Source organism: Mucilaginibacter sp., assembly GCF_039921305.1.
In the GTDB taxonomy this organism is placed as follows: Bacteria; Bacteroidota; Bacteroidia; order Sphingobacteriales; family Sphingobacteriaceae; genus Mucilaginibacter.
The window spans coordinates 36,707-49,492 of the sequence record NZ_JBDSCA010000021.1; the positions used below are offsets into that span (position 1 = coordinate 36,707).

Here is a 12,786-nt window from a genome sequence, read left to right on the forward strand (position 1 = left end):
TATTACTATTACCTTTCGGTAATAGCATAACACAAATGCAAGCGGAACCCAGCCCTATCGCTATGCGCAGGGATTGGGTTGCTCACTTACTCTCGTGTCTAAACTGTCAGATTCGATGGACGAGACTCGCAAGCTGCTACCTCTATTTATATTTTTTTATATAAAGAAGTACAGCAAATTTAATATTTTAATACTAATCCACTTTGAGCGGATTACACTTATTCATTTTTAAGTTATTTAAATACCAGCAAAATCGTTAATTTTACGTTCGGTAGCTAATATTTTTAGTAGTTTTATCTTAATTAAAAGTAGTTTTTAAGCACTCTATCATGCAACAGGAAGAACAATCACCTTTTTTGGATTTAGACAATAAGACAATTGGTCGTAAGATTTATTTGACTCGCAAGATTGCCGGTTTAAAGGCAAATGATGTAGCTGAGAGACTAGGATTAGGTGAGGCTGCTTACACTAAATATGAACGGGGGGAAACTAATATTACAGTAGAGTTTATAAAAAAAATAGCTGTCGTCTTTAACATAGACCCTATTCAATTATTATCTACATCTGAGGGACACTTTTTTGAAAATGTCCATAATTCACCTATTCTAAGCACTTTTCATACATTTCAAACGACAAATGAAAAGCAAAATCAAGCTATCTTAACTTTAATAGATAACGTCGTTGAAATGAATAAAAGGATCATGGAATTACTGGAAAAAAAGCTTTAGAATATATTCATAAGCAAGTTTGAATCTGCAAATAAGCTGGTCAGCCTCTTAATGGGACATTACTTGCCGGTTTCCCTCGTTCTCATCAGCCGTATGCGCTGTCCCATGATTTACTTTCTTTTCCGACGCAGCCCCAACGATAAAGCGGAGATTTTGGAAGCAGGTACGGCGTATTCTAATTGCAGGGACTTGCTGGTCGACGTATCGTCACTGTTGATCGAAAGACTTGTACGGTCCTGCATAATCCTGCCGAAACGCTCGGAAAGCTGTTTCGCGGTATCCCCGGTTACCTGCTCGCTAATGACATTACCTACAATATTCACAATGAACTCCGCCTGTTCACGCCCGTAATCTTTCTTTAACTGGCTGTAATCCTGTACGCTAACGTGGTCGCAACTTTTATTGAAACGGGAGGTAGCGATCAGGCTATCCATGTTATTAAAATAGATCGTTGGAAATTCATCAAAGATCAAGCTGCATTTCGGCAGGTTCCTGCGGTTGACCAGTTTAATTACCCTGGATATATATAAGGTCAATACCGCTCCATAAACCTGTAGCTTTTGCGGGTTGTTGTCCATGCTGACGATTTTAGGCTCATTCGGGTTGTTCACATCTAAAGTAAAATCATTACCAGACAGCACATTGTATAATTGCGGTGAAGCTAACCGGGCCAAACCATTTTTTGCAGAGGCTGAACTCTTTGAACTATTGAGGGAGTCCGATCACGCTGCTTTTACAGAAATTTACCAGAGATACGCTTATTTACTGTTCGTGCATGCCTATAAAAAGCTACAAGATAAGAAGCAGACAAAAGATATCTATAGAAAATGCCGATTTTCCCCCTTTAATATATTTGTTTTTGTTAATACTTTTGTTGGTCAACTAGCCAACAAAAGTATTTTTTTTACCGTATAAAAACTTATGACATTATTTTAATATGGCGAGAATTAAAAACCTAAACCATTTTCATAAAGCCATCGTAACCGTAAAAAAAGCAGCGCATGAAATGCGGCTTGAATTAGAACGCATGGAGGCCTGGTATGCAGGCAAAGATCATTATTACAAACTCAGTAAAAAGGGGAAGGAATGGCCGGAACATCTTTTTGAGGTCCGCCAGCTTGTGGAAGCCATCGAGGATTTAGAGTTTATAGACAGGAAATTTAATATCAGCTACGGGGAAGTAGTTTTCCCGCCGTTCAAAACGCTTCATTATGAAAAGAAATGAGTATTTTGAATGTCATCCGGTATACAATCTATTAGCTTTTCAATCTATCGTCGGCCTGATCCAACTGATGATTGACGAAGGATTAATAGACCCAGCGGAAAAGAATGGTTTTTACCGTGATTTCATGGACTTCCGAACACATGTAAGCGCAATGTATGAACGACTTAACCCTGAACAAAAACGGGAGTATATTGCCTATTTTCGTTACAAACATCACTTGTACAAACCTTTTAATGGTGAGTAGCTAGTAGTGCTCCACCATTTCCCGGAACCGTTTTTCATATGCATCCTCTTTTGCAAGGTTTTGCGCCATTGCTTTTTCCTGGATGCGCAACATATAACCTTCGACAATTTCCATTTCTTCAGCCGTAAAAACTGTATTGTTTTTCCTTGCCCAGGTCCGGAAAAGATCAATTCCCTGGAGGGTTTTAACCCCATCCTGCTGTAGGGCGAACACGGTCATTTTACAAAAGGGTTCCAAGGTTTCTACACTCATACCTTCAATCCAGTTTTTACCGATCATTCTAAATATCATCAGGTCGAAAGTGATCTTATCCTGTATGGCTAAAAAAAGCATCTCTGGCAAACGGAACAGGTTTTTTGAATTGGAGATAGCTTCAATATTGGCAGCCGTCTCTTCACCAAACCGGGCTATTTCTGCTTCATCGCAATAGGCAAATAAAAGGTCCATATATACTTTTGCGTGGGAAGTATTGGTACCCATCAGATCGAGCAGTAATTTGGTAAACACCGTTTCTCTCGTTAGAGCCGTACCTGTTTTTAATATATGTTCCAGTAGCAGCTTCGGGTTGTTCCAGGTTCCATTTCGGTTATGTCTCATGATCAACAGATCATCAAAGAATACGGTCAACGCGATATCAAAACCTTTATGTTCCGGGAGTCCAAGTAAATATGCTAAAACCCCGTTCCAGACAGGGGTGTTTCTATACGGAAGGTCATTAAAAGGAGGTAGCCGGTATAATGTAGCCAGGCTGCAAAGCAGTAAAGGCTCCGGCACCTGCTCTACGATTTCCTTTGCAATCTTTCCGGCCAAAGAAAAGCCCAGCATTTCATGCTGTACGTCGTCAGGTATCGCTGCAGTCGTGAGTATAACACTGCGGATTAATTCTGAAGTACCTTGTATCCCTGATTTGAGGTAAGTAGTTTCCTCCGTGCCCAGCTTTCCCCATTGCGCCACAACATATCGCCAGAAAGTGGCCTGGAATACTTTATTATCAATAGCCAGGAATTTCTTTATAAAGTTCAGGCGGTCGGCCCCCCGGATGGCATCTATCTTTTCCGAAAAAAACCATATCGGAATATCTGCCATTGACGTATGATACCCTTTGTCTTTTATATGTGCGTGCAGCCAAGCAATAAAAGCGTCCAGGATAAGTACCAAAGCGGCATCAGGTACCTGGGCTTCTCTGAAAGTCATCGTGAAACGGCTGGTATTAATATGGACGACAACAGGCAGGTGCTTAAAAAACACAGGCATCAGTTCCCCCCATAAATACCACATATCCGGTGCAATACTATCTTCAATATCATACATCCAGTCAAATGTATATTGCGTGTGACCGGCGCTGAATTGAGAGAACAGGTCTATTGAGCTTAGCACAATAAAAAGATTGTCATAAGAACGGATCATAAATTGCTTCATATCCTCCTTGATCGCTGCCGATTTAAAATAGGGCCAGGATCGAAACAAGCCCTTGATCAATTGATAATTGACCAGCGGGTCGTCTTCTGCAAACAGCTCTTTGACCAGATTTACATCCGTATCGGTAGCACTGGCCGCCAGTAGATAGGCTGCTTTGCCCCGGATAAAACCCTCATCATAACCCAGGAACCTGCGTAAGGAAACAATTTCATAGGCAATACGTTGCTTCCGGGCACGCACTGCCTGATCCAGTGATTTTAAAATGTGCCATGCATGGTAGGCATCGGGTTGTGTTTCGCTCTCCCTGAATGTTTTCCATTCCCGGAGTGTTTGGCGGCGATTTAGATAAGCATGATCAAAATCTCTTTCCAGGTATTTTACATCTGGTATAAAAGCAATATCATTCTGCCAGACATACGATCCCGACTGGCTTTGGCTCCGTTTTTGAATTTCTTTACGGACCTGCTCCTGCAAATCCGCAGCAAGATTTCCAAACTGGCTGATCAGCAAGAGCAGGGACTGGTCACGCACGCTGACGAATGTAGATGAAAGACCGGTAGCACCAATTGAAATGAGCGAATCCCGGTCACCCTTTTGCGTACAGGAATTGGCTATAAACAGTAAGTTGCGGGCGGCTTGCAAAGCAACATGGACATTTAAACAGGCTATACCTTTTCGTAAATAAGAAATAGCCTTTTTGAAACGTATTGGATTACCCGCAAGCAGTACACTCCGCGCCGCCTCCCGGTAGATCGGGTGCTTAAACTGGTAATGTCCTTGCTGATATTCTATATATCCATAATCAATCAGTTTGCCCAGACCATTTTCAAGCTGTGGCCTGACCGGCGGCAATTCCTCATATGTTTTAATAGTATGAACGGGCACCTTTTTTGTCCCGAATAGTGTCCCCCCGGAAAATCTTATCTTATCAATATTGACTCCGGGCCAGTAATCCTGCCGGTCATCACTGAAGTACTGAAGGTCTTGATCGTTTATCCCCATACGGGTATTGCTGGTGGCAGCCATTACCTGTATAGCTTCTGTTACCGCTTCGCTTTCTCTCAGTATAGACTCTGTAAGGGTACTTGCCCTGAAGTTGATGAAATGCAACAATGCTTCCGGGTTGACCGGATTTAACTGTTGATAGTTACGGCTCAGGAAATCCAGCTGCCCCGGCTGTATTTTTTCGGTCCGACCGGAATTAGAGAGCAACTTTTTTGTAAGGTTACTGATTTGTTGCGGAACAGACCGGGCAACTGCCAGGCCATCCCATAGATCATTTAGAAATGACGGTTTATCAATAGTAAGATCCTGCCAGGTTTGGTCATTCAAATAACCACCGGCATTCAGATGGCGCACATCTTCTTCTGGAGCAGTGGCAATTAAATACCGCTGCTGCCCGGCAGGCAGGTTCTGTATCAATGATTGCAGCAATCTGTATTGACCGGTTTTACCGCCGGAGTGATCTGCATTAATGGGGTCCTCCAGATAACATAGCCTTGCCCCAAATTCTTTACTGTACAGGAATTGTTCTGCAGCCCTGGTATCAGTTGTCGCGTAATATTCAATTGACCGGTCGCTCTCAATAACTTTCAGTGCCGTATAAATGGCCGTTTGTGTTTTTCCGCAAAGCTGGAGGCCGGTCAGCAACAATACATTTTTTTGGGTCAGCTCACGGATGAAGCTGGGTTCATCCCCCCGCAGACGATAATTAGGATCCCGAATGGGCAGGTTCTTACTATTGGCAGCTACCAGTCTTTCCAGGTCAGGAAGCAGGTCTGTACCTTTTCCGCGTTTTTCCCTGATCAGCTCCAGGTACTCCAGTATAACAGAACGCTGTGCCGAAACCGGCACCAAATGCTCTGTCAGGTAGGAACCGATGATGCGGATAATGTCTTTTTTGGTAAGCCGGTCAATCAATGTAACCCGCTCCAGCAAATCGGCCATTGTTTTTGTTGTGAGTGTCAGCCGCTGATTTTCTAAGAATTTTTTCCGTTCCTTTTGATTGTTTGTTTTTACAATTGAAAAGTCCTTGTCCAGGTTATCAATCAGCAATTGGAGATCATTCCTGTCATTTTTCCCGGTGCTTTTCTCAAAAGTATAAGGCCTGGCTGCTACATGTATCCGGGAAGCAATACCGGATACGACTGCGGATGTCAGGATAAAAAAGTGGCCTGCGGAGCCATCCTGTAATCTTGAAAGGATGGTAGCGTCGCTTTTAAAGGCGCTAAATTTAGTAATACAGCTATTGAAAATGTCATCATCAAACGAGGAACCCCGGTTCTTGAACTGGGCTTCTATTGCTTTTTGTTGCCCCTTAGAATCTCTGATCGCCAGCGTGAGGTCTTCGCTGCCCAGCCGATCAATATAAACAGCGGTTAAAGTTCCCTGCTTCCAGAAATGCAGGATTACGTAAAAGCTAGCCAGGTATTGGTAATCATAGCCCTCGGGGCCATTTTCAGTAACAGACATCTAAAAGGATAAGCGGTTAAAAATAATTAAATTTAAAGGTATAAAAATTATCCTGAGTCGGTAAATAGAAGTCGAATTATTCAGTATTACAAAACGCTAACATCGACGTTGTGAATACGGGATTTAAATCTTGCTGCCATAACCTACCAGGTGCAGTAATTTTTTTAATAAGTAGTCCGATCATTGTTCTGATGAATATGGCGGATTATAGAGAAAAGTGGAATTAGGACAAAGCCAGGAGAATGTGTGACATGATGATTAAGGTTGTTTTAATTCCAAAATTGTGGGCTAACTACCCAACGTTTATCAGATTTTAATATTCCAACTTCCCTGATTATAGACGGTAATAATGATCAAGGGTTCTGATAAGATAACATTAAAGCAATTGGGAGACCGGCTTAAAACATTGAGGCTTGCCAAAAAGTTGACTTTTCGAAAAATGGCGCTGCGCTGTAATGTTGATTTTAGTGATATTCAAAAGATTGAAAGCGGGAAAGTTAACATCACTGTTATTACGTTGATTGAGCTGGCTAAGGCATTGGAGGTCGAGCCAATGGAACTTTTGAATTTTAAAGCTTAACGGTACTTGTTTAAATTTAACTACATAGACAACGCTTGTCCGTTTCTGTCATCTTCACCAGGCTTCTGAGTGATCGCCTGTTCGTTTTGGTGTACTGGCGTAGGTGCGGACACCTGGTTGTCGGCCTCATCGGTTTTTGTCGCTATTTCTAATGCCTGGTTTCTTGTGTTTACGATAGTCAGTTCCTCTAACAGCAGTTGCTTGATGTCGTCTTTAATCTTGATATAGTTTTCCTGAATTGTTATTGCGGCTACTTCCTGGATAACCGGAATCGGCCGGTACGCCTTTTCTTCTTGCTTTATAGCCTCGTGGTCATTCTGTATTTCGTTATGAAAGACTTTAAGCTGAATTTTATTATCAGGATCATCCGCTACCATACCTACAAACTGCCCTGATGATAAAGCTGATATTTTGGACGCTGGTACGGCGTATTCCAATTGCAAAGATTTACTGGTTGAAGTATCGTCGCTGTTGATCGAAAGACTTGTTCGATCCTGCATGATCTTACCGAAACGCTCGGAAAGCTGTTTAGCGGTATCCCCGGTTACTTGCCCGCTAATCACGTTACCCACGATATTCATAATCACCTCTGCCTGTTCGCGGCCATAATCTTTCTTTAACTGGCTATAATCCTGCACGGCTAATGTGGTCGCTACCTTATTGGATCGCGCCGTAGCGATCAGGCTATCCATGTTATTGAAATAAATGGTTGGAAATTCATCGAAGATTAAGCTGCATTTCTGCTGGTTCCGGCGGTTAACCAGCTTAATCACCCTTGAAATATATAAGGATAATACCGCGCCATAAACCTGTAGCTTTTGTGGATTATTGCCCATGCTGACGATTTTAGGCTCGTTCGGGTTGTTCACATCTAAAGTAAAATCATTACCGGACAGCACATAATACAATTGAGGAGAAGCTAAACGGGCCAAACCAATTTTTGCGGAGGCAATTTGACCCTCCAATTGTTCTTTTGCATTGTTTTTAAAGGCAGATACAAAAGGATTAATGAGCACCTTAATTTCCTCCTGTTCCTGTAACACGCCAAAGAGCGGATCATAATCGGCCTGCATCAATTCTATGACATGAGGCAGCGTGCAATACCGGCCATTTTTATATTTTTTTAAATACCAGATGATCGCTGTTAAAAAGTTAATGGGTGATTCGACGAAAAAGTCACCCTGTTTCTTGATCCAGTCGCGGTTCAATCCCAACATAATGGTTCGGGCTGCTTCCGTTGCATCGGTAATATCTTCCATGCTTTGCGGATCAAGCGGGTTACAACGGTGCGTGCGTGACAGGTCATCAAAATTGATAACATAGAATTTGGGCTTTATTTTGTAAGTATCTGTATTGTTCCGTAAAGTATTATAAGCGATTTTCGTCAAATCGTCATACTTAAAATCATAAAGAAACATGGTAAAGCCCTTTTTTATATGTTGGGTAATGATATGCCGGATGACAAAATAGGATTTACCCGCGCCCGGTGTACCGATGACCAGTAAACCCCGAAAGGGATTGATAAAATTGACCCAGCTTTTACGCATTTGCTTCTTCAGTTGGTAGATGGCCGGGAGGTTGATGGAATATTCGTTTTGCAACAACCTTTCTTCCTGCGGAAAGGTTTCGTTTTCTGTATTGAAAATGTCGTTTTGCAGGCCAACTTTGATGAGGCGGGATAAGAGCGTACCACCTGTCAATATTAATAAGTACCCCGTGACTGAAATGCCGATATATAAAACGGCAATAGTCGCCGCCGATGCAACCAGATAAAAAGACAACGTGCTGATCAAATAAAGCAACAGACCACTGGTTAAATAAACGGTTATGCCCCGCTTATCGATCTTTTCCTCTTTTTTGCCTTTGGCACCGATTAAAGAAACCAATAACATGATCAGGGCGGCCAGTTTAGGCTTCCATATGTTATTAAACAAACCTGTTTTGGCAATATTGGTAATGATCCTGGTCGTAATATCCGCTGTCCAGTGCCATTCCTGAAATGCCGCAAAACAGGTGATATAAAAATGTATTGCCAAAATAAAAATGCTGATCAACCGCGTAAAGTCGATGATCCTGCGTAGTCCCTGTGTGTCTTCGCCGGTTTGCATAAGCCCTCCGTTATTTAATGATGATATTTGTTTATAATCCTATACCCCGCTTTTTCTTTTTCCTCCGTGGTGTAAGCGGGCCACCGTCTTCCTGGATTTTGCCCATGAGCGTCATTAATTGACGTTCAAAGACATCGGGTTGGAGATATTTGATTTCGGGTTCGTTGTCACTGATGTTCAGATAATTAGTTTTAGGGGGCTGCTGTATGTAGCTTCTGGCTGCCTGTTGTACCGGCTTGTCCATCGTTCCAAACCTTTTTGTCAATCCGCCCGCGCCATAGCCTTTACCCAGGTCACTTCCTTTGAATACAGTTTTATTGGTGTTATCAATAAAGGTTAAGCCATAAGTCAGCCCCTGTTCGTTTTGGCGAAATACCGCTTGAATGTTCTGCTTCTGTAATTCGTCGATAAAAGTGGCTTTGGTCAGCTGGTGATAACCCTTGAATACATTTTCAATATTTTCTTTCAGGCCGTCCCGGTAAGGTCTACGTTTTTCGGCATTTGGTATAAAATTCATTTCCAGGTTAGCCAATGTAGGTTTACTGTAAAAAGCGCTGGCTTTAATGGGTACGCCTATCTTATTGCCGTCTTTGTCCAACAGCGAATAAATCAAGCCTTTCTTTTGGAACATCATCGTATCTTCTTTACCACGGTCGGCCACGACATTGAATTGTTTTAATGCTGCGTTAAATTCAGCTAAGGAAGTGTATTTGTATTGGCTCATTACTGCACCTACAACGTTGCTGATCGCCCGTTTGGTCGGAAGATGGCCATAGACCGCCTTTTCAATATCGGCAGGTTTAATGGCCGCCTGCTGCTTGAACGTTTTGCTTTCCGCACGAACCAGGTTAAATTCCTGCTCGATCTGCTTTCTTGCCGGTTCGGATACGAGGAGGCCGATGTTATGAAGGGCTATACGTTTGCCGCCTGGCTGTATATTGGTAGTGGCGATATGAACATGGGTATGTGCGGCATCCCCATGACGGTAAACGAGAAAGGGTTGGTCACCGAAGCCGATCTTATCCATGTAAGCGTTGGCTATGGCCTGTAACCGGGCATTATCCAGCTTTTCACTGGCATCAAAGTTCAGAGAGATATGCAGGGCATTGGTTTTTACTTTTTCGTTCAGCATCGTAAGGTTTTCAAAACGTTTGAGTTTGTTATCGAAATTCATCCGGTCGATCTCACCTGCGAAACCGCTGGCCATGATCAATTGCGCCTGTCCCGCAGTAACCTTGTTTTCATTATAATGCAGGATGCCCCTGATCTGCTTGCCGCTCACGATCTTTGCAACCATTTTTCTGCCAATTGGGATACGATCACTAATAAGGCATCTATCTTGGTACCTACAACTTCATAACGACCAGCGATTTTAAGCGCATAAAATGCTTTGGCATTTTCGTTAGGGTTACTGTGAAATGCTTTGGTAAGCTGGTTGATATTAACGCCAATGGCTTTGAGTTCTTTGCGGATAAGCGCCAGTTCTTCCATAGCCGTATTAAGCGAAGCGTCCATGTGGAACACTTTGATCTGTTCATTAGAAAGGATCTTTCGGCTCACCTCGCCAATACTATGGCAATCGCCTTTTTCGATCAGCTTTTCCAACCTCTTGTAAACGGTTTCGGTTACCCGTGTCCTGACCGGATAGGTATAACGTTCATCACTGTTCCCTGTTTTTGTTGTTTCCATAGTCAAGGTATTTTCAGGCTCCTTAAAGGGGTGAGTTCCGAACCCCGGTAAGCCCCTGCGGCAGGCAGCAAAGATCCGTTTGTGGACAAACGTACATCTTTGCTGCAATCTGTCGATTGCCAAAAGCGCCTAATCGGCCGCTTACCGGAGCCTGTGATTTGTTATAAAATGGACTGTTGATTGGTGCAATTCAAGGCTTCGCCTTGTTTGCTTCTTTAAAGGTTTCTAATGGCTCGAATGAGCGGAGTAAACGCCTGATCTGGTGGCGTGGCTGTTCCCTGATTTTTTTGACCTGCGGACTGAACCGCTTGCAGGTGTTTTGTTTAATGACGGTGTTGCGTATCATAGCTTGTTGAATTTGATAGGACAAAATTCGCCGGCATCACGCATAACGAATGGCAGTCTACCTCCCGCCAGAAAGATTTTACCTAAATACCTGAACTACAGACAACAAGGAGACATGAGTTAGATTTAACATGGTATGCATTATTAAATTAAGCAGGGGATTTTTTTGTATTTTACTGTTCAATAGGGACTTACAGAAAAACTATCAAAGGTTAAAATGACTTAGCACACATGGCTACTGTTTTATATTCTTTTGCTTTGAAAAGCAAAAGAGAATAGCAATGCTAAATGAACAAAGAGGTGTTACTGCAGAAAAGGTCATAACAACCCTGAATAAGAACGAAATAACGATCAATCAGCAGGAAGCAGAAACCATGCTTGATTTCTTGTACCTTCTGGCAGAGATAATAGTAAACGACGAGGACAAAAAATGAAGACAGCTGATCTTTATATACGGGTAAGCACGGACGAGCAGGCTGACAAAGGCTATTCACAGCGTAACCAGGATGAACTCCTTCATAAGTATTGCCACTCGAATGGCATTCGCGTGCAGGAAATAATTTACGAGGATCATTCGGCTAAAACATTCAACCGACCCGAATGGCGCAAAATTCTTGCCCGGTTCAAAAAAGCCAGGGTTAACCCTGATCTGATCCTATTTACCAAATGGGACAGGTTCAGCCGTAATACCAGCGATGCTTACCAGATGATCGCACTGTTGCGGACATACGATATTGAACCCCAGGCCATCGAACAGCCACTCGATCTTTCCATCCCAGAAAACAAGATGATGCTGGCTTTTTACCTGGCTGCTCCTGAAGTAGAGAATGACCGCAGAGCACTTAATATATTTCACGGAATGCGCCGGGCCAGAAAAGAAGGTCGATGGATTGCTTCGGCACCGGTAGGTTATATCAATAAATCCTATGAGGACGGGCGTAAGTATATCGCCGTTAATGAACCGCAGGCTGTAATTATGCGTGACGCATTCCAGGAGATCGCCACGGGTAAATATACCGTTGAGCAGATTTGGAAGGTGGCTAAAGGAAAAGGCCTGGCCTGCGGCCGCAACAATTTCTGGAACCTGATCCGTAACCCAGTATACTGCGGAAAGATCGTGGTTCCCTTATTTAAAGATGAACCTATGCATTGGGTTGAGGCGCAACATCAGCCGATCATCACTGAAGCCGTTTTTCATCGCGTACAGCAGGTGTTAGACGGAAGGAAGCGACATCTGACCAAGATCGTCTCACCAGGCAGGCTACTACTGCGTGGTTTTCTCAAATGTCCGAAGTGTACACGGATGCTGACAGGAAGCCCTTCTAAAGGCAGCCGTAATTATTATTACTATTATCATTGCTCTTCCGCCTGCGGGGTGCGGTTTAATGCTGACCAGGTCAACGCTGCGCTGATTAAGGAATTAAAGCGCTACACGGCCAGGCCGGAATTTATGGGCTTATTTAAAAAGATCGTCGCGGACGCTATGGAGAAGAAGAATGCAGTAGTTTTAAACAAACAAAGGCTGGCGTCAAAACAGTTGGACGATCAGCAAAGCAGGTTGAACAAAGCGAAGGACTTATTATTATCCGGTGATCTTGATACAATTGACTACCGCAGCATTAAAACGGAAGCTGAAAATAAAATAGTCGCTTTGCAGCATTTCCTTGCTGCTATTGCCGATCCGCAGGAGGCTGTAGCCACCTTGCTTAAGCGACATGACAAGGTATTGCTGAACCTGGCTTTCCTTTATAAAAAGGCAAATGTGGCAAATAAGCGTAAAATGATCGGATTACTGTTTCCTGGAAATTTAACTTATACCAGTGATGGTTTTGAGGATGGTCAAATGGGAAATACAATAATGCTTATATATAACAAAAGATAAACCCTAAAAACGTACTTGCCAAGTCTATTGATTTTCACTCTCATATAGGCTATCTTTATTAAGTATTAATCAAACGCTGTGCCCGGCAAGTTTT

At 42.9% G+C, this 12,786-nt stretch carries 10 protein-coding genes and 1 pseudogene; 5 read left to right on the top strand and 6 right to left on the bottom strand.

All coding sequences use genetic code 11. The annotated features are described in order from the left end of the window. Positions 1-329 precede the first annotated feature (329 nt). Positions 330-728, top strand: coding sequence for a helix-turn-helix transcriptional regulator (locus ABIN91_RS04985; RefSeq protein ID WP_348049103.1), 399 nt, complete (start codon positions 330-332; stop codon positions 726-728). 131 nt (positions 729-859) lie between these two features. Here the strand turns inward: ABIN91_RS04985 and ABIN91_RS04990 are convergent. Beyond that, positions 860-1,420 (bottom strand): annotated as a pseudogene (locus ABIN91_RS04990) (type IV secretory system conjugative DNA transfer family protein); the annotation flags it as partial. A gap of 245 nt (positions 1,421-1,665) precedes the next feature. On the opposite strand from ABIN91_RS04990, the gene ABIN91_RS04995 reads away from it, so the two are divergent. After that, positions 1,666-1,953 (top strand): hypothetical protein, encoded by a 288-nt coding sequence (locus ABIN91_RS04995; RefSeq protein WP_348049105.1) that lies wholly within the window; start codon positions 1,666-1,668, stop codon positions 1,951-1,953. After that, positions 1,940-2,197 (top strand): hypothetical protein, encoded by a 258-nt coding sequence (locus ABIN91_RS05000; protein ID WP_348049107.1) that lies wholly within the window; start codon positions 1,940-1,942, stop codon positions 2,195-2,197. Before ABIN91_RS04995 ends, ABIN91_RS05000 begins: the two co-directional genes overlap by 14 nt. Here ABIN91_RS05000 and ABIN91_RS05005 read toward each other — a convergent pair whose 3' ends face one another. Beyond that, a complete protein-coding gene (locus tag ABIN91_RS05005; protein ID WP_348049109.1) occupies positions 2,198-6,088 on the bottom strand; it encodes a hypothetical protein in 3,891 nt (1,296 codons plus the stop codon). A gap of 349 nt (positions 6,089-6,437) precedes the next feature. Between ABIN91_RS05005 and ABIN91_RS05010 the strand changes: the two genes are divergently transcribed. Next, complete coding sequence (locus tag ABIN91_RS05010) at positions 6,438-6,668, top strand: helix-turn-helix transcriptional regulator (RefSeq protein ID WP_348049111.1); 231 nt, start codon at positions 6,438-6,440, stop codon at positions 6,666-6,668. Between the two features lie 20 nt (positions 6,669-6,688). Here the strand turns inward: ABIN91_RS05010 and mobC are convergent, their stop codons facing one another. The 4 genes from mobC to ABIN91_RS05030 form a co-directional block, all read right to left on the bottom strand. Continuing rightward, on the bottom strand, positions 6,689-8,776 hold the full coding sequence (gene mobC / locus ABIN91_RS05015; protein ID WP_348049113.1) for a conjugal transfer protein MobC: 2,088 nt from the start codon (positions 8,774-8,776) through the stop codon (positions 6,689-6,691). 31 nt (positions 8,777-8,807) lie between these two features. Next, positions 8,808-10,073: a relaxase/mobilization nuclease domain-containing protein gene (locus tag ABIN91_RS05020; protein ID WP_348049115.1), complete on the bottom strand. Its 1,266-nt coding sequence runs from the start codon at positions 10,071-10,073 to the stop codon at positions 8,808-8,810. Further along, the gene (locus tag ABIN91_RS05025; protein ID WP_348049117.1) at positions 10,055-10,465 is read right to left on the bottom strand and encodes a mobilization protein; all 411 of its coding nucleotides are present in this window, start codon (positions 10,463-10,465) and stop codon (positions 10,055-10,057) included. Before ABIN91_RS05025 ends, ABIN91_RS05020 begins: the two co-directional genes overlap by 19 nt. A gap of 190 nt (positions 10,466-10,655) precedes the next feature. After that, entirely contained in the window at positions 10,656-10,811 is a 156-nt protein-coding gene (locus ABIN91_RS05030) for a hypothetical protein (RefSeq protein ID WP_348049119.1), read from the bottom strand. A gap of 429 nt (positions 10,812-11,240) precedes the next feature. Between ABIN91_RS05030 and ABIN91_RS05035 the strand changes: the two genes are divergently transcribed. Further along, positions 11,241-12,692 (top strand): recombinase family protein, encoded by a 1,452-nt coding sequence (locus ABIN91_RS05035; protein ID WP_348049121.1) that lies wholly within the window; start codon positions 11,241-11,243, stop codon positions 12,690-12,692. Positions 12,693-12,786: the final 94 nt, after the last annotated feature.